Here is a 17,650-nt window from a genome sequence, read left to right as displayed (position 1 = left end):
GCCCGCCCTGCCGAAGGATACCCCATGAAATCCGAACATGTCGCGCTTGCCAAAGCCTCGATCCTGCTCGCCTCGGCGCCCGAACCTGTCGTGCAATCGGTGCTGGAGGAAGCACGGATACGCCAGTTCCCGCGCGGCGGCACGATCTTCCTGCAAGGCGAACGCGCCAGCGCGATCTATATTGTGGCCGAAGGCTGGATCAAGCTCTACCGCATCGCGCCAAATGGCGCCGAGGCGGTGGTGGGCGTGTTCACCAATGGCGAATCCTTCGGCGAGGCGGTGGCCTTTCGCAGTGACACCTATCCGGTCGCGGCGGAGGCGGTCACCGACTGCACGCTGATCCGCATCGAGGCCGACAGCTTTTTGCGCCAGATCCGCAACAACCCGGAAGTCGCCATCTCGATCCTGTCGGCGACCTTTACCCATCTGCACAGCCTTGTGGCGCAGGTCGAACAGCTCAAGGCCCGGACCGGCGCGCAGCGGGTGGCAGAATTCCTGCTGGAGCTTGCACCCTGCCCGGCCGGCGCCTGCGAGGTGACGCTGCCCTATGACAAGGTGCTGATCGCCGGGCGGCTTGGGATGAAACCGGAAAGCCTGAGCCGGGCCTTTGCACGGCTGAAGGAACAGGGCGTCACCATCCGGCAGAATATTGCCCGGATCGAGGATCTGGAAACGCTGCGCAACTATACCGAGGAAGACCCCGCAATGGCCTGGTCGCGCTGATCCCGTCAGGGAATCGCAACCGCGAGGCCGGTCAGGGCCAGCATGAACAGCGCAAGCCCCAGTGCGAATCCCCGCGCGATGTTCTGAGCCTGCGCAAGATGCAGATAGCGGTTCAGGATCAGTTCCGCCTTGGCCCAGGCAAGCGCAAGCACCACCAGTGCCAGCCAGCGCCCGGAAAGGCCAATCGCGGCAACAGCGGTGGAGGTGGCGGTGAGGGCGATCAGCCAGGCCCAGGCACGGGTGACGCTCATATCAGGTAAACCACCGGAAACAGCAGCACCCAGACCAGATCGACCATATGCCAGAAGGCCGCCCCCGCCTCAACGGCGCGGGGGGTGGCCAGCCAGCCAACCAGACCCAGCAGCACGATCCCTGCCAGCACATGCGCCGCGTGAAAGCCGGTCAGCAGCATGTGGAAGGTGTAGAACGCATGGCTGTCAAAGGTCAGACCGGCGGCCCAGAGATCGGCATACTCCTGCGCCTTCAGAAACAGGAACACGCCACCCAGCAGTGCCGCCCCGGCCAGCAGCGCCCGCAACCGGGTACGCCGCCCTGCCCGCGCCGCCTCCAGCGCCAGTGCGGCCAGCCAGCCGGAGGTCACCAGAACCAGCGTGTTGATCCCGGCCCCGGTGCGGTGCAGATGCGTCTGCGCCTCGGCAAAGCCTGCCGGATCGGTCAGCCGCACCGCAAGAAACCCCATCAGCCCGGCGCCGAACACCGCGAGTTCCGACAGGATCAGCACCCACATCATCAGATCGCCGGGCAGATCGTCCAGCACGGATGCCTGCGGCGTGGTCATGCCGTCACCAGTTGCCGATAGAGCGCGGGCAGCGCACGGGTCAGCTTTTCGGGATCGGCGATCACCGCATAGGCCCCCGCGCCGAAGATGCGCGGAAACCAGTCCTTGCCGTCGCGGTCCACCGTGATGCCAAAGACGGAATGCCCGGCGCGACGCGCCTCCTGCACCGCTTTGCGGCTGTCCTCGATACCGTGACGACCCTCGTAATGGTCCAAGTCGTTGGGCTTGCCATCGGTCAGCACCAAGAGAAGCCGCCGCTTGCGCGTCTCGCGCGTCAGCCCGGCCGAGACATGGCGGATGGCCGCGCCCAGCCGGGTGTAATGGCCGGGCCGCAGCCCGGCGATGCGCTGTTCGGTGCCGGCCGACATCGGCTCGGAGAAACCCTTGACCTCCTGCACGAAGACCCGCTGGCGGCGGAGCGAGGAAAAGGCGTGGATGGCGAAACGGTCGCCGCAGGCATCGAGCCCCCAGGCCAGCGCCGCCAGTGCTTCGCGTTCGATGTCGATGACGCTGCGCCCGTCATGGCCGTGCCCCGGCAGCGCGCTTTCGGTGCTGCGCGAGACATCCAGCAGGATCGACACCGCGAGATCGCGGCGTTCGGCTCTTGTCTGGCGCCAGACCCGGTCTGTCCCTTCGCCGGTTGCCAGAAAATCGACCCACGCGCGCACCGCCCGTTCGGTGTCAAGCACATCGCCCTCCGGGTGGCCAGCCGTCGAGACGAAGCCGGGACGCAGGGCCTCGAACTGGCGGCGGACGGCGCGAATGCGGGCGGCGGCGCGCGGATCGTCCCGAAACGCAGGTATTGCCGGGCTTTCCTCGGCCCGTGACTGCAACACCCGGACATGCGCGGGCAGATAGACCCCGCCGCGCACATCCCATTCGGGATAGGTGGTAACGCCCGACAGCGCCTCGCGGTCCACATCCTCGGGCGCAAGGTCGAGATGCAGTTTCAGCCGCGTGGCCGGGGCTTTGGAAATCTGGGCCAGACCGATCTCTTCCTGATCGTCGGCGGCCTTGCCGGCGGTATCCTCGTCGTCGTCCTCGATCCGGCGGTTGAGGTTGAGGAACTCGGTCATCGACAGGATCGCCTCGAACTTGTGGAGGATGAAACTGTCCTTGCGATCCGCCTGATCGGCCTTGCGGCGGCGGGCGCGGCGGGCGGTCTTTTCCTCGGTCAGCTCGGGCGTACCCTCGGTCGCGCGGGTTTCGACAGCAGTGGCCTCGGACCGCGACAGCGCCCGCAGATCGGGCCAGAGCGGCACCGGCCGGAACGGGCGATAGCCGCGCGAGGCACGGGCGGGCAGCGGCGGCAGATCAAGCGTCGCGCCAAGCGCCGCGCGGATGCGCGCCTCCACCGCCGCCTCGGCGGGCGGCAGGGCGGGCGTGCGGCGCAGCGCCAATACGGCGGCGCACAGATCGCGGTGCAGCGGGCGGAAGCCCGGCGCATTGGCCAGCGCGGTTTCGGTCATCTGCCGCGCCAGATCCAGCGCCGCCAGATCGGCCAGCAGCGGGTCAGCCTCGACCTGCGGCGCGCGGTCTTGCAGCGCCACCGCCACCGCCGCGAGCCACAGGTAAAGCGCTGCATTGGCCTCGGCCGCCGGAAAGATGGCAAGCGACTCGGGCAGGCGCAACGTGGCGCCGTCAAAACTGGCGCGGGGAATTTCGTCGCGCCATGTGCCCAGCCTTCGCAGCAGGCTCAGCCGGTGCGCGCTGGTTTCCGCCGCCACCGGCTTGATCTCGACGGCGCCATCCCCGCCGAGGCCGCGAAACAGGACTGCCAGCCGCCTGCCCACCTGTGACAGCGGGACACGGGCTCCATCGTGGACGGGATCAGCGTCCAGTCGGCTGGCAAAGGCGTGCCACAGTTTCCCGACGGTTTCTTCGGGTTCCCATGGCTCGAACTCGATCCGTGACATGGCCTGCCTCACCCGAATACGGCCGTCACGAGATCGCGGAGCCCGGCCTTCACATCCGGGTCATCGGTCAGCGGTTCAATCATCGCCGCGCGGATCGCGGCCTCGGTCGCCATGCCGCCGGCGATCAGCGAGGCGCAATAGATTACCAGCCGGGTGGAAACCCCTTCCTCCAGATCCTGCCCCTTCATGGCGCGCAGCTTGCCCGCCAGCCGTACCAGCGGCGCCACCCGATCCTCGGGCAGGCCGCTTTCACGGGCGACCACCGGGATTTCGTGTTCCGGTCGCGGGAAGCCAAATTCCAGCGCGACGAACCGCTGCCGGGTCGAGGGTTTCAGCGTCTTGAGGATATTCTGGTAACCGGGGTTGTAGCTGGCGACCAGCAGGAAGTCGGGATGTGCCTCCAGCTCTTCGCCGGTGCGGTCGATCGGCAGGATGCGGCGATCATCGGTCAGCGGGTGCAGCACCACCGTCACGTCCTTGCGCGCCTCCACCACCTCGTCCAGATAGCAAATCGCGCCCTCACGCACCGCGCGGGTCAGCGGCCCGTCCACCCAGACCGTCTCGCCGCCCTTCAGCAGCCAGCGCCCGATCAGGTCCGAGGCTGACAGATCGTCATGGCAGGCGACCGTATAAAGCGGGCGGCCCAGACGATGCGCCATGGCGGCGACAAACCGGGTCTTGCCACAGCCCGTCGGCCCTTTCAGCAGGACGGGCAGGCGCCGCGCGGCGGCGGCGGCGAAGGTCTCGCATTCCACGCCCTGCGGCTGGTAGAAAGGGGCGTTCGCCGCCCCTTCCGTGATATGGGATCCATCCATCTGCATCACTCCGCCGGCTGGCTTGCGCCGCGTTCGATGATCTCGCGCCGGGGCACGAGCACGGCATAGATGAACAGCACCGCCCCCAGCACCACCGCGACACCCGAGCCGAAGCGCATGGCATAGAACAGCCAGAGCTGGTCCTGCACATCCATGTAGCCCTCGCCGTTCACCCGTTGCAGGTGGGTCTGGATCGTACCCGCGAAGGTCAGCGTGAAGGTCATGAACACCACACCGCCCGACATCAGCCAGAAGCTGACCATGTTCAGCACCTGATTATACGGGTCGCGGCCCAGCAGATGCGGCAGCGCATAGGTGATGATCGCCAGATTGAGGCAGACATAGGCACCGTAGAAGGCCAGGTGGCCGTGCGCGGCGGTGATCTGCGTGCCGTGGCTGTAATAATTCACCCCGTGCAGCGTGTGCAGGAAGCCCCAGACCCCGGCCCCGAAGAAGGCGAGCGTGGCGCAGCCAAGGCTCCACAGCAGGGCGGCCTTGTTCGGATGGTCGCGGCGGCCCTTCCAGACCATGACGAAGGCGAAGGACATCATGGCGAAGAACGGCGCCACCTCGAAGCTGGAGAAGATCGAACCGATCCACTGCCAGTAACCCGGCGTCCCGATCCAGTAATAGTGGTGTCCGGTGCCAAGAATGCCCGAGAACAGCGCAAGGGCGGCGATGACGTAAAGCCACTTCTCGACGACCTCGCGGTCCACCCCCGTCAGCTTCAGCATCAGGAAGGCGAGGATCGAGGCCATCACCAGTTCCCAGGTGCCTTCGACCCACAGATGGACGATGTACCACCAGTACATCTTGTCCAGCGCGAGGTTATCGGGGTTCACGAAGGCGAACAGGAACAGCAGCGCCAGCCCCCACAGCCCCAGAAGCAGGATATTGGTGATCGCGGTCTTGCGTCCGGCCAGCACGGTCATCGAGATGTTGTAAAGGAAGATCAGCGCCGCGACGACGATGCCCACCTTCACCCAGCGCGGCTGTTCGATGAACTCGCGGCCCTCGTTCCCCAGAAGCCAGTTGCCGTCAAACAGGTTGAACAGATAGGTGACGACCACCCCCGCCGTCCCGATGACGAAGATCGCAAGCTGAACCCAGGCGAGCTTGGGCGAGTGGATCTCACGTTCCGCCTCTTCCGGGATCAGGTAATAGGCGGCACCGAAGAAGCCCAGCAGCAGCCAGACGATCAGGCTGTTGGTGTGCAGCATCCGGCCCACGTTGAAGGGCAGGATTTCCGACAGGAAATTGGGCGAGATGTAGATCCAGCCCAGCACCAGCCCCATGGTCACCTGCACGGCGAACAGCGCCATGGCGACAACGAAATAGGCCAGCGCGATCTTTTGCGTTTGGTATTTCATGGCAGTCTCTCCTCAGCCCGCATCATTCGGCGGCCAGTCCTGCGCGCGGATCGTATTGGTCCACAGCAGGAAGTCGGCGATCTGGCGGTATTCCTCGTCGGTCAGCCCGAAGTTGGGCATCTGGCGGCGGCCCTCGATGCCGGTTGGCATGGCATCCATCCAGCCTTTCAGCGCGGTGAATGCGCCTTCGTGGTCGCCGGGTTCGATGCCCCAGCGCGTCATCACATTGGCCAGTTCCGGGGCGAAATAGGCGCCTTCGCCCAGAAGGGTGTGGCAGTTGATGCAGGCATGCTTTTCCCAAAGCAGTTTGCCCTGCGCCACGCTTTCGGTCAGCGTTGCCTTGTCGGTCGAGGTCTTGGTTATGTAGAAGTGCGAATGGGCCGTCAGACCCACGAAGATGAGGATGAAGAACAGTGACCCGCCGTAAAAGATATTGCGGGCCATGCTCTTGGTCATGACTTCGCGCATGGCGAGGTGTCCTTCCCTGAGCGGTTGCAGTCACCCTTCTGTGAAGAAGGCGCCCGAGTCCGGCCTTAACAAAAGTCAACCCGGCGATATGACATTCACGCCAGAAGCGCGATTTCGGCGCCGGGACATACGGCCAGCGTGCGGGTGATGGAGGCGCGGTCCATCAGGCAGAAGGCGGTCGACAGCGCATCGGCCAGCGCCGCATGCGGGGCAGTGACACTGACGGTCTGCCAGCGCGGCCTGAGCGGTGCGCGGGGTCCGACGATATGCGGCTGCCCCGCCCCGATCAGCGTGCCGCGCGGCGAAGAGGTGGCCATGGCGCCACCGCGCAGCGCAAATTCGCGCAGCGCCTGCCCTTCCGGCCCTGCAATGGTCACGCGCCAGGGGGTGCGGTCGGCGCGTGGGCCGGTGATGGCAATTTCGCCCATGTCGATCAGCGCATGGCCATAACCTTCGGACCGCAACAGCGCCGCAATGTGGTCGGCGGCCCAGCCCTGCGCAATGCCGTTCAGCGTCAGTGCCTGACCGGGGGCCAGCCGGATTTCACGCGCGTCGATCTGCACGCGACACAGCCCGATGGCAGCGCGGGCAGCCTGTTGGTCGCCGCCTGTCGCCAGAGCCTGCCACAACGGCTGCACCGTGGGATCGAAGGCGCCGCCGGTCAGATCATGCACCTGCCGCGCCAGCGCCAGCACCTCCAGCAGCGCAGGCGGCGGTCCGGCCAGACGGCCATCGCGGTTCAGCCGGGTCAGCGCGGAGTCGCGGTGCAGGCTGAAGACCTGTTCCATTCGCTCGATTTCGGTCACCAGCCGGTCGAAGGTCAGGCTGGCGCGGGCGGGATCGGCTCCTTCCAGCCGCATCGAGACGGCAGCGCCGAAGCCGCGGCCCTCCCAGACGGCAGCCTGCGCACCGCGCGGCGTGGCCAGAGCGGCGGCGGCGATGCTCAGGAACCGGCGGCGGTTCATCGTGGCGACCCGACCGGGGCGCGCGGCAGGCGCGGTTGCCACCAGACCAGCCAGAACTCTGCCAGATACAGGGTGAAGGCCATGACCCACAGCACACCGGACGTCAGCACCGCCGGTTCATAGACCTGCGGAAAGGCCGAACCGATCCAGCGCAGAGCGGCGGCGAACGGCAGCAGCGCATAGGCCAGCACCACGCCGCGCGGCGCGACGAGGGCGCGCCCGCTGTGGCCAAGGCTCGCGCGCGACATGATGGCCAGTGTCATGCCGCCGACACCGCCGATAGCCAGCAGATGCAGCGCCGCGATCTCGGACCCGAAGCCCAGACCTGCCAGCCCCAGCAGCACAAGGCCAAACGCATTCAGCGCATATGACAGATGCATGGTCCAGAGGATCGGCCGTCGCCAGGTCCAGCCCCCCCGCCACAGCGCGACCCGGCTCAGAGCCAACGCCCCGGCCAGCAGCGCCACCGCGCCGGTGAGCGTCTCGGGCAGACCGACCAGACATGCCACCGGTACCGCGATGGCCGCAGTGACCGAACCCGCCGCCAGTGGGCGCGGGTTGACGGGCAGGCGATCCTCGCGCCCCGAAGCCACCATGGCATTGCGGGTAAAGCCCGGCGTCACCCGCCCGCCCATGACAACGATCATCCCGGCCAACACCAGCAGCCCGCCGCGCAGCCCCTGCCCGGCGGTGCCGGTCAGCCCCATCCAGTCCAGATGCACCAGCAAGTTCGACAGCCAGAACAGTGCCAGCATCGCCACGAACAGCAGTTGCGGACCGCGCGGGCGGCGCAGAAGCTGGCTCAGCAACTGAACAGCAAGCAGCGGCGCGAAGGCCAGATCCGCCACCGCCACCATCGCGGGCGGCAGGTTGCCCGAGGCCCACAGCGCCAGCCGCCCCGCCAGCCAGACCGCCGCCGCCAGCGCGATGAAGCGGTGCGCCGCGCCCTTACCGCCGGTCCAGTTCGGCACGGCGGTCAGGAAGAACCCGGCCAGCGCCGCGCCGCCATAGCCAAAGATCATCTCGTGCGCATGCCAGTGCTGCGGCGCCATGGCGACCGGCAGATCGGCCAGCCCGCCCGTTGCATGAATCGCCAGCCAGCCGGTCCAGATGACCATGGCCAGCACGGCGAACAGCCCGGCGGACAGGAAAAAGACCCGGAAGCCTTCGTAGAACAGGCGTTTCACGGCACTCATGGTGTGGCTCCTTCCGTGGCACGGGCACGGCGTTTCAGCACCGGGCATTGCGTGCCGTCGTTCATGATGACCTGACAGCGCAGGCACAGGACACATTCATTGGGGTTGATGCGGCCGATGGCGTCGATGGCGCCGACGGTGCATTTCGTCTCGCACATCCGGCATTCGCGGCCGCATTGCGGGCGGCGCTTCAGCCAGTCGAAGATCTTCAGCTTGGCCGGGATCGCCAGCCCCGCACCCAAGGGGCACAGATAGCGGCAGTAGAAGCGTTCGATGAACAGCCCCACCCCCAGAATCGTCGCGACGAACAGCAGGAACGGCCAGGTCCGCAGGAAGCGCAGCGAGATCGCGGTCTTGAACGGCTCGGCCTCGGCCAGCAGCAGCGCGTCATGCATGGAATAGAAGGACAGCGCGAGGATGGAGACGAACAGCGTGTATTTGATGACCCAAAGCCGTTCGTGCAGCGCCTGCGGCACCGCGATCTGCTTCACACCCAGCCGCTGCGCCAGCGTATTGGTCAGCTCCTGCAAGGCGCCGAAGGGGCAAAGCCAGCCGCAATAGACCCCGCGCCCCCAGAACAGCATCCCCAGCGCGACAAAGGACCAGAGGATGAAGATGACCGGCTCGATCAGGAAGGTCTCCCACCGGAAGCCGGTCAGCAGGGAATGAACGAAGGCCACCACCTGCACAACGGAAAGCTGGCCGTTCAGCCCCATGCCAAGAACCAGAAAGGTGGCAGCCAGAAAGCCGATGCGCCCTGCCCGCCAAAGGCCCGGGCGTCGGGTGATCCATTCCTGCGCGAACAGGATCACGGTTAGCACCAGAAGCATCAGCACCACGATTGCCGCCTGCATCCGCTTGGCCTGCCAGATGCTGCGCCAGAGCGGCTCGGGTGTCGGCGCTTGCAGGATGAAAGCGGCTGGAAGCGCCACCGGCAGGCTGGCCGTCAGCGCCACCTCGCCCCCCGTCGCGGTCGGGCGGCTGGCGCGGACCTCCAGCGTGAAGGGGCGGGTCGGGTCGATGGCGGCGGGCAGGGCGAACAGGCTGATCTCCTTCATCGCGGGGGCATCCTTCAACGTCAGCCGCTTGATCATTCGATAGCCGTCCGCGCCGGGCTGCCAGCGGGTTTCCCCCTGAACCACGGTCAGCCGGTCGAACCTGCCCGTGCGTTTCCAGTCGGTGCCGCGATGCGATTGCAGCCCTGCGGACATGACCAGAAGCGCCGCCTCGCCCGGCCCCAGCGCGCCCAGGGCGCGGGTGAATTCCTGTTGGCCCAGCAGGTTCTGGCCGATGGCGGGCGGGTCGATCACCCCGGCCCAAAGATGCAGGAAATCGCCGGGACCGGGCGGGACCGGCACCCTGGCACCGGCCAGCGCCACCGCCGCCTCGGTCATGCCGATACGCGTTTCGCTCACCGCGCCGGAGGTCAAAAGCTGCCGCCAATCCGCCGGGGCGAAACTCAGCCGGTCGATGGCGCCGCCCGCAATGACGCCGCGCCCCACCGCAAGGGTGCGCGCGGTGCGCAGGATGCCGTCGCGGATAACCCCGGTGGAAACCGTGGCGCGGCTGATGATATCCGGCGCTTCGGGCGCTACCGGCGCGGCCAGATCGAGCCCGGCGAAGCCGCTGACATATCGGGCGATGTCGGCATCCGAAATCCCCAGCGTCAGTACGGGTTCGTCATGCCTGACCAGCCGCGCACCGAGGATCACCCCCTTGGGTGACAGCGCAACCCGCACATCCAGCGGCCGCCCGGAATAGCCCACCGACCCCGCAATTTCCGATGTGGAACCAAGATGCGCCAGCAGCATGTCGCCTGCATAGACCTCCCATCCCGGCACGCCCTCGTCGATCCGGCGCAGGATGAGCGGGCCGGTCACGCCGGTGAGGGCTGCAGCCTCGTCCGGCGTCGGCGCGTCTTCCGCACGGGCCAGACCCGCGCAGAACAGAACAAGCAGGGCAAGAAGGATCTGTCGCATGGCGGTCCCGTCCGGGGCATCCTCCGGTTCGTCCCGCACCCTGCCTGCGCGGGAACGTCGCGGCCTTAACCAAAGTCAAAGCCTCCGGCCGCCGATCACGGGAATGTGTGCCCAGCCTCACCAGCTGAACGGAGAGATTCCCATGACCCGCCGAGCCACCCGAGCCAGGACGCTTCTGTGGACCAGTGCCGCCCTCGCCCTCGGGCTGATGGTTGCCCCCGCCCAGGCGCAGGACAAGCCAAAGGAGCATGCAGACGGACCTGCCGCCGCCTATGAACCCTCGATGACCACCCTCGGCCAGCTCAAGGTCGAGATCCCGGGCCGCAAGCCCGATGATCCCGTGATGACGCAGGAGGAGTTCCAGAAAGCGACACAGATCTATTTCGAACGTTGCGCAGGCTGCCATGGCGTGCTGCGCAAGGGGGCGACCGGCAAGCCGCTGACCACCGATATCACGCGCGAAAACGGCTACGACTATCTGCACAGCTTCATCACCTACGGCTCGCCCGCCGGGATGCCGAACTGGGGCACCTCGGGCGAACTCAGCGAGGCGGATGTTGACCTGATGGCCCGTTACCTTCTGCTGGAACCGCCCGCCCCGCCGGAATGGGGCATGCCGGAGATGAAGGGGAGCTGGCAGGTGCTGGTGAAGCCCGAGGACCGGCCAAAGCAGAAGGAAAACGACATCGACATCGAGAACCTGATGTCGGTCACGCTGCGCGATGCGGGCCAGATCGCGCTGATCGACGGCGGCACCTACGATATCCGCGCGGTGATCGACACTGGCTATGCCGTGCATATCAGCCGCATCTCGGCCTCGGGGCGGTATCTGTTCGTGATCGGTCGCGACGGTCTGGTCAACATGATTGACCTCTGGATGAAGGAACCGGCCTCTGTTGCACAGATCAAGATCGGCATCGAGGCGCGATCGGTCGAGACCTCAAAATTCGAGGGCTGGGAAGACAAGCTGGCCATCGCCGGCGCCTACTGGCCGCCGCAATATGTGATCATGGATGGCGAAACACTGGAGCCGCTGAAGATCGTCTCTACCCGCGGCAATATCTATGACGAGCAGGTCTATCACCCCGAACCCCGCGTCGCATCGATTCTGGCCAGCCATTACAAGCCGGAATTCATCGTGAACGTGAAAGAGACGGGCAAGATCCTGTTCGTCGATTACACCGACCTCAAGAACCTCAAGACGGTGGAGATCGAGGCAGAACGCTTCCTGCACGATGGCGGGTTTGACAGCACGCATCGCTATTTCCTCGTGGCGGCCAACCAGCGCGGCAAGATCGCGGTGGTGGACACCAAGGAAGACAAGCTGACCGCGCTGATCGAAACCGGCGGTCAGACCCCGCACCCGGGGCGCGGCGCGAACTTCACCCACCCGGTCTATGGGCCGGTCTGGGCGACCTCGCACCTGGGGGATGAAAGCGTGGCGCTGATCGGCACCGACCCGGAGGGCCATCCCGATCAGGCCTGGAAGATCGTCGACAACTTCTTCGCACTTGGCGGCGGCTCGCTGTTCATCAAGACCCATCCGAACAGCACGCATCTTTATGTCGATGCGCCGCTGAACCCGGATGCCGAAGTGTCAGCCAATGTGGCGGTGTTCGACATCCCCGCCATGGGGGGCGATCCGGCGGTGGACCCGGAGTTCAGGACCCTGCCGATCGGCGAATGGGCCGGCATCGCAGATGGACAGCCGCGTGTGGTGCAGCCGGAGTTCAACAAGGAAGGCACCGAGGTCTGGTTCAGCGTCTGGAACGCGAAGGACAAGGAAAGCGCGATTGTCGTCGTCGATGACAAGACGCTGGAGCTGAAGCAGGTCATCAAGGATCCGCGTCTGATCACTCCCACGGGCAAGTTCAATGTGCTGAACACGCAGAAGGACATTTACTGATCCTTTCGCGTGTTCACGCCCCGCGGCTCCCCAGGCCGCGGGGCACCCGGAGGGGCGCATCTGCGCCCTTCTGTTCCTGTCACAGCCAGTCGGGACCGACAGCCATGAAAGACCTTGCCTCCTCACAGCCCGGCGGAATCGTGCATCTTGTCGGCGCCGGTCCGGGCGACCCGGAGCTTCTGACGCTGCGCGCGCTGCGCCTGATCCGCGAGGCCGACGTGGTGGTGCATGACCGTCTGGTCAGCCCCGAGATCATGGCGCTGGTGCCGCCCGGCACGCGGCGCATCGACGTGGGCAAGCTGCCAAAACATCATCGCCTGTCACAGGAAGGTATCAATGCCCTGCTGGTCGATCTGGCTGCGCAAGGGCTGTGCGTGGTGCGGCTGAAAGGGGGCGACCCGCTGATTTTCGGGCGCGGCAGCGAGGAGGCGGCGGCAATCCGCGCTGCCGGACAGCGCTGCACCCATGTGCCCGGCATCACCTCGGCGCAAGGGGCAGCCGCCGCGACCGGCGTGCCACTGACGCACCGGGGGCTTGCCACCGGCGTGCGCTATGTCACCGGCCACCGCGCGAGGGATGTCGCGCTGGATCTGGACTGGGCCTCGCTCGCCAGTCCAGAGACCACGCTGGTGGTCTATATGGGCGCCACGACCATGGCCGAGATTTCGGCGCGACTGGTGGCACAGGGACTGCCTGCCGATCTGCCGGTGCTGGCCATTGCCGCCGCGACCACGCCCCGCGAACGGCGGGTGCTGTCTACCCTTGCCGACATCGCAACCGCCGTCGCGGACGCCGAGCCGGGCGTGCCGCTGCTGTTCATCATCGGCCGCGTCGTCTCGCTCTACGCGCCGCTGCCCGGTGCCGCGCTTCAGGTGGCCCATGCCTAGGCTCGTCCTGCTCCTTCTGGTCCTGCCCGGCATGACGATGGCAGAGATCACGCCGGAACAGACCATGCGGCTGGAGCAAATGGTCACGCAGGATTGCGGATCATGCCACGGGCTGACGCTGAAAGGCGGGCTTGGCCGCGCATTGACGACAGAGGCGCTGGCCGGGGCCGATCCGGCCACGCTGGCCACCATAATCCTCGACGGCGTGCCCGGCACCGCCATGCCGCCCTGGCGCCCGCTGCTGACCGAGGAAGAGGCGCGCTGGATCGCCGACTATCTGACCACGAAGGACCAAAGATGAAACGCGCGCTTGCCCTTGCCCTGCTGACCCTTCTGCCGCTGCCCGCGCTGGCGCAGGCGACCGGCGACCTTGGCCTTGTGGTCGAACGCGCCAGCGGCAGCCTGCTGCTGGTGGATCGGTCCGACCGCGCGGCGTTGACGCGGATCGAGGGCTTGGGCGATCTCTCGCATGCCTCGCTGACCTACAGCCCCGACGAACGCTTCGCCTATGTTTTCGGCCGCGACGGCGGGTTGACCAAGGTCGATCTGATCGACCGCAAAGTGGTGGCGCGCACCATGCAGGCCGGAAACTCCATCGGCGGCGCCATTTCCGACGACGGCAGGCTGGTCGCGGTGTCGAATTACGAACCCGGCGGGGTGAAGGTGTTTGACGCCGAAACCTTGGCGCCTGTGGCCGACATCCCGTCCGCCGGCAAGACCATTGGTCTGGTCGACCTGCCCGGCCGCCGCTTCGCCTGGGCGGTCTGGGACACCGGCGAGGTGTTCATGGGCGATTTCTCGGGTGCCGCGCCGGTGGTGACCTCGCTGGGCATCGCCGGGGTCAACCCGTTCGACGCGGTGCTGACGGCAGATGCGCATACCTATCTGGTGGGCCTCTTCGGTGAAAAGGGCGTCATGTCCTATGACCTGTGGTCGCCGGAAACCCCGCCGCAGAAGTTCCTGACCGATTACGGCAAGACCGGTGCGGACATGCCGGTCTACAAGATGCCGCATCTGCAAGGCTGGGCCTTCACGGAAGGCCAGTTCGCCCTGCCCGCCGTTGGGCGGCACGAGGTTTTGTGGGTGGACAGCGAAACCCATGCCGACCGGGGCGCGACCCCTGTGCATGGCCAGCCGGTGTTCATCATCGCGCAACCGGCCTCGCCCTATGTCTGGGTGAACTTCGCAACACCCCTGAACGATACCGTGCAGGTGATCGACAGCCGCGACCACAAGGTCGTCGCCACGCTGACCCCCGGCAAGGCCGTGCTGCATATGGAATTCGCGCCACGCGGCGCCGAGGTCTGGATCAGCGCGCGGGATGACGACAAGGTGCTGATCTACGATACCCATACCCGTGAAAAACTGGCCGAGATCGCGGCCAAGGCACCCTCGGGCATCTTCTTCACTGCGCGTGCGCATCGGCCGGGGTTGTAACCATGGATGATCTGGACCTGCGCCTGCTGGACGAGTTTCAACGGGACCTGCCGCTTTGCCCGCAGCCCTTTGCGGTGATCGGCGCGGCCCTTCGCCTGACCGAAAGTGCGGTAGTCGACCGGCTGATCCGGTTGCGGGCCAACGGACAGGTGGCACGGGTCGGCGCCACGGTGCGCCCCAACACGGCAGGGGCCTCGACCCTTGCCGCCATGGCGGTGCCGGAGGATCAGATCGAGGACATCGCGGCCCTGGTCGGAGCAGAGCCGGGGGTGAATCATTCCTATCTGCGCGAGGCCGACTGGAACCTCTGGTTCGTCGCCACCGCCGCCGACCGGGATGACCTTGGGGCACTTCTGGACAGGCTTCGCATCGCATCAGGGCTGCAATTGCTCGACCTGCGGCTGGTGCGGCCCTTCAACATCGACCTTGGGTTCCGGCTGACCGGCGGCTTGTGCGCCATGCCTTCGGACCGCCCTCCCCTGCCCTATCAACTCCATCCCGGCGACGGTGCCCTGCTGCATGAACTGTCTGCGGGGCTGGCCCTGACCCCGCGCCCCTTCGCCGCACTGGCCGAGACGCTTGGCCGCGACGAAAGCGCGGTGATCGCCCGTATCGCCGTACTGCTGGCCGCCGGGATCATCACCCGGCTGGGCGTGATCGTGCGCCATCGCGCATTGGGGTTCACCGCCAATGCGATGGTGGTCTGGGATGCCGCGCCCGAACAGGCAGAGGCTGCGGGGCGCGCCCTCGCCGCCCATCCCGGCGTGACACTGGCCTATGAGCGCCAGCCGGTGCCCGGCCTCTGGCCATGGCGGCTTTATTCCATGATCCACGCCCGCAGCCGGTCCGAGGCGCTTGTGGTACTGGAGACCGCAACCCGCCTGCCCGCCTTGCAGGGCATGGCCTATCGCGTGCTGTTTTCGACCCGCTGTTTCAAACAGACCGGCGCCCGGCTGCGGAGGGCGGCGTGATGCGCCGCACCCTTCCCCCCGACGCGCTGGACACCACCGACCGGCTGCTGATCAACCGGCTTCAGGACGGGGTGGAGATCACCACCGCCCCGTTCGCCGCACTGGCCACGGCAACTGGTCTGACCGAAGAGGCCCTGCTGGCCCGCATCGCGCGCCTGCGCGAGATCGGCGCCATCACCCGCTTCGGCCCTTTTCTCGATGCGGCAGCCATGGGCGGGGCCTTCTGCCTGTGTGCCATGGCCGTGCCCGAGGACCGTTTCGAGGCGGTCATGACTTTGGTCAATGCCCATCCCGAGGTCGCGCATAATTATGAACGCCAGCACCGGCTGAACATGTGGTTCGTTCTGGCCTGCGAAAGGCCCGAAGGCATCGCATCGACCGCCGCCGGTATCGCGGCGGAAACCGGGCTGACCGTGCATCTTTTTCCGAAGATGCAGGAATTCTTCATCGGCTTCCGGGTAGAGGCATGAATATCGACGCCACCGACCGCCGCATCCTTCAGGCCACCGCTGGCGGCCTGCCGCTGACGCCGCATCCTTTCGCAGAAATCGCCCGCTGGCTCGATCTGACCGAGGCCGAGGTGATGGACCGCATGACCCGGATGCAGACCCAGGGCGTGATCCGCCGCATCGCGCTGGCGCCCAACCATTACGCGCTTGGCATGGTGGCGAATGGCATGAGCGTCTGGGACGTAGCCGACGACCGCGCGGCCGGGCTTGGCGCCAAAGTCGGCGCCCTGCCCTTCGTCAGCCATTGCTACCTGCGCCCGCGCAGCCTGCCCGACTGGCCCTATAACCTCTTTGCCATGATCCACGGCACCAGCCGCCCCGAGGTCGAGGCGAAACGCGGGCAGATCGCCCGCCTCCTCGGCCCGGCGTGCCGGGCGCAGGATATTCTCTATTCCACCCGCATCCTGAAAAAGACCGGGATGCGCCTTGCCGATGGGGGCTGAGCCATGTTCCGTCTGACCCAATACATGCGCGAACTGGTGGCCTCCACCCCGGTGCGCCGCCGCTCGGGCGCGGTGAAGCCCGTGGTGATCTGGAACCTGACCCGCACCTGCAACCTGCGCTGCCGCCATTGCTATACCACCTCGGCCGATGTGCCCTTTCCGGGGGAACTGAGTCACGCAGAGGCCATGGCGGTGCTGGACGACCTGCACGCCTTCGGCATTCCCGCGCTGATCCTGTCGGGCGGTGAACCGCTGAGCCGGTTCGATTTCTTCGATCTGGCGACGCGGGCGCGGGAACTGGGGTTCCGCCACCTCTCGCTGTCTACCAACGGCACGAAACTCGCCGAAAATATCGACCGCATTGCCGATCTGGGCTTCGATTACGTCGGCATCTCGCTGGATGGGATCGGCGCGATGAACGACTGGTTTCGTGGCATGGACGGCGCCTTTGACGCGGCCCTCGCCGGGGTGCGGGCCTGCAAGGCGCGGGGCGTGAAGGTGGGGCTGCGCTTCACCATCACCCAGGACAATGCCGCCATGCTGCCCGCGATGATGGACCTTTGCGATGCCGAAGGGGTGGACAAGTTCTATCTGTCGCACCTTGTCTATGCCGGGCGGGGCGACAAGAACCGGGGAGAGGATGCCGCCCACCGCCGCACCCGTCATGCGATGGATCAGTTGATGGACCGCGCCTGGATCGCGGTGGCCGAGGATCAGCCGCTGGAAATCGTCACGGGCAACAACGATGCCGATGCCGTCTATTTCCTGCGCTGGGTGCGGCGCAATTTCGATGCCGACAAGGCCGCGCAGGTCGAGGCGCATCTGGCCGCATGGGGCGGCAATTCCAGCGGACTGGGCGTCGCCAATATTGACCCGCAGGGCAAGGTGCATCCCGATACCTACTGGTCGGATTATACCGTGGGTTCGGTGAAGGATACGCCGTTCAGCCAGTTGTGGACCGGGGCCGATCCGATGCTGGCAACGCTGCGCCAGCGGCCGCGTCCCCTGAAAGGGCGCTGCGGCGGCTGCTCCTTCAAGGCGATCTGCGGCGGCAATACACGCATCCGCGCGCTTCAGATCACCGGCGACCCCTGGGCCGAAGACCCGGCCTGCTATCTGAACAACGCCGAAATCGGGCTGGATGCGGCCGAGCGGCTGACCGTCACGCCATTCCGGGGAAAAAGCCATGATCCGGCGCATCGTTTCCTGTAACCGCGCGTCTGGCGGCGAGGACAGGACGCCTCCGGCGGGGGGATATTTTCGCCG

General features: G+C 66.5%; 18 protein-coding genes. 9 read left to right on the top strand and 9 right to left on the bottom strand.

Going from position 1 to position 17,650, the window contains the following annotated elements; translation table 11 throughout:
* Positions 1–24 precede the first annotated feature (24 nt).
* Positions 25–723: a Crp/Fnr family transcriptional regulator gene (locus IE126_RS12980; RefSeq protein WP_108129647.1), complete on the top strand. Its 699-nt coding sequence runs from the start codon at positions 25–27 to the stop codon at positions 721–723.
* Positions 724–728: 5 nt separating this feature from the next.
* Here the strand turns inward: IE126_RS12980 and IE126_RS12975 are convergent, their stop codons facing one another.
* The 9 genes from IE126_RS12975 to IE126_RS12935 all read right to left on the bottom strand — a co-directional run bounded on the left by IE126_RS12975 (position 729) and on the right by IE126_RS12935 (position 10,231).
* Complete coding sequence (locus tag IE126_RS12975; RefSeq protein ID WP_189381244.1) at positions 729–974, bottom strand: cytochrome C oxidase subunit IV family protein; 246 nt, start codon at positions 972–974, stop codon at positions 729–731.
* On the bottom strand, positions 971–1,522 hold the full coding sequence (locus tag IE126_RS12970; RefSeq protein ID WP_229825477.1) for a cytochrome c oxidase subunit 3: 552 nt from the start codon (positions 1,520–1,522) through the stop codon (positions 971–973). Before IE126_RS12970 ends, IE126_RS12975 begins: the two co-directional genes overlap by 4 nt.
* Positions 1,519–3,438: a nitric oxide reductase activation protein NorD gene (locus tag IE126_RS12965; protein WP_189381243.1), complete on the bottom strand. Its 1,920-nt coding sequence runs from the start codon at positions 3,436–3,438 to the stop codon at positions 1,519–1,521. Before IE126_RS12965 ends, IE126_RS12970 begins: the two co-directional genes overlap by 4 nt.
* A gap of 8 nt (positions 3,439–3,446) precedes the next feature.
* On the bottom strand, positions 3,447–4,253 hold the full coding sequence (locus IE126_RS12960; protein ID WP_189381242.1) for a CbbQ/NirQ/NorQ/GpvN family protein: 807 nt from the start codon (positions 4,251–4,253) through the stop codon (positions 3,447–3,449).
* 5 nt (positions 4,254–4,258) lie between these two features.
* Positions 4,259–5,623, bottom strand: a complete 1,365-nt coding sequence (locus IE126_RS12955) for a cbb3-type cytochrome c oxidase subunit I (RefSeq protein ID WP_189381241.1) — start codon at positions 5,621–5,623, stop codon at positions 4,259–4,261.
* Positions 5,624–5,635: 12 nt separating this feature from the next.
* Positions 5,636–6,091, bottom strand: a complete 456-nt coding sequence (locus IE126_RS12950) for a c-type cytochrome (RefSeq protein WP_108129643.1) — start codon at positions 6,089–6,091, stop codon at positions 5,636–5,638.
* Between the two features lie 95 nt (positions 6,092–6,186).
* Positions 6,187–7,098, bottom strand: a complete 912-nt coding sequence (locus IE126_RS12945) for an FAD:protein FMN transferase (RefSeq protein ID WP_229825475.1) — start codon at positions 7,096–7,098, stop codon at positions 6,187–6,189.
* Complete coding sequence (locus tag IE126_RS12940) at positions 7,053–8,252, bottom strand: NnrS family protein (protein WP_189381240.1); 1,200 nt, start codon at positions 8,250–8,252, stop codon at positions 7,053–7,055. The genes IE126_RS12945 and IE126_RS12940 overlap by 46 nt, the downstream gene beginning before the upstream one ends.
* On the bottom strand, positions 8,249–10,231 hold the full coding sequence (locus IE126_RS12935) for a NosR/NirI family protein (protein WP_189381239.1): 1,983 nt from the start codon (positions 10,229–10,231) through the stop codon (positions 8,249–8,251). Before IE126_RS12935 ends, IE126_RS12940 begins: the two co-directional genes overlap by 4 nt.
* A gap of 142 nt (positions 10,232–10,373) precedes the next feature.
* Between IE126_RS12935 and IE126_RS12930 the strand changes: the two genes are divergently transcribed.
* From IE126_RS12930 to nirJ, 8 genes are all read left to right on the top strand, one after another.
* Positions 10,374–12,137 carry a nitrite reductase gene (locus tag IE126_RS12930; RefSeq protein ID WP_189381238.1) on the top strand — a complete coding sequence of 588 codons (1,764 nt, stop codon included), beginning with the start codon at positions 10,374–10,376 and terminating at the stop codon, positions 12,135–12,137.
* A gap of 104 nt (positions 12,138–12,241) precedes the next feature.
* Positions 12,242–13,024, top strand: coding sequence for a uroporphyrinogen-III C-methyltransferase (gene cobA, locus IE126_RS12925; RefSeq protein WP_189381237.1), 783 nt, complete (start codon positions 12,242–12,244; stop codon positions 13,022–13,024).
* Positions 13,017–13,325: a c-type cytochrome gene (locus IE126_RS12920; protein WP_189381236.1), complete on the top strand. Its 309-nt coding sequence runs from the start codon at positions 13,017–13,019 to the stop codon at positions 13,323–13,325. Before cobA ends, IE126_RS12920 begins: the two co-directional genes overlap by 8 nt.
* A complete protein-coding gene (locus IE126_RS12915) occupies positions 13,322–14,461 on the top strand; it encodes a cytochrome D1 domain-containing protein (protein ID WP_189381235.1) in 1,140 nt (379 codons plus the stop codon). Before IE126_RS12920 ends, IE126_RS12915 begins: the two co-directional genes overlap by 4 nt.
* A gap of 2 nt (positions 14,462–14,463) precedes the next feature.
* A complete protein-coding gene (ahbB, locus tag IE126_RS12910; RefSeq protein WP_189381234.1) occupies positions 14,464–15,432 on the top strand; it encodes a siroheme decarboxylase subunit beta in 969 nt (322 codons plus the stop codon).
* A complete protein-coding gene (locus tag IE126_RS12905) occupies positions 15,432–15,902 on the top strand; it encodes an Lrp/AsnC family transcriptional regulator (RefSeq protein WP_108129635.1) in 471 nt (156 codons plus the stop codon). Before ahbB (IE126_RS12910) ends, IE126_RS12905 begins: the two co-directional genes overlap by 1 nt.
* The gene (gene ahbB / locus IE126_RS12900) at positions 15,899–16,384 is read left to right on the top strand and encodes a siroheme decarboxylase subunit beta (protein ID WP_054302187.1); all 486 of its coding nucleotides are present in this window, start codon (positions 15,899–15,901) and stop codon (positions 16,382–16,384) included. Before IE126_RS12905 ends, ahbB (IE126_RS12900) begins: the two co-directional genes overlap by 4 nt.
* A gap of 3 nt (positions 16,385–16,387) precedes the next feature.
* A complete protein-coding gene (gene nirJ, locus IE126_RS12895) occupies positions 16,388–17,596 on the top strand; it encodes a heme d1 biosynthesis radical SAM protein NirJ (protein WP_108129634.1) in 1,209 nt (402 codons plus the stop codon).
* Positions 17,597–17,650 lie beyond the last annotated feature (54 nt).

It is taken from the genome of Gemmobacter nanjingensis (assembly GCF_014652195.1).
GTDB classification, from domain to species: domain Bacteria; phylum Pseudomonadota; class Alphaproteobacteria; order Rhodobacterales; family Rhodobacteraceae; genus Gemmobacter; species Gemmobacter caeni.
Note: the sequence above shows the minus strand (reverse complement) of the source record. Positions and strands in the feature narration are given on the sequence as shown.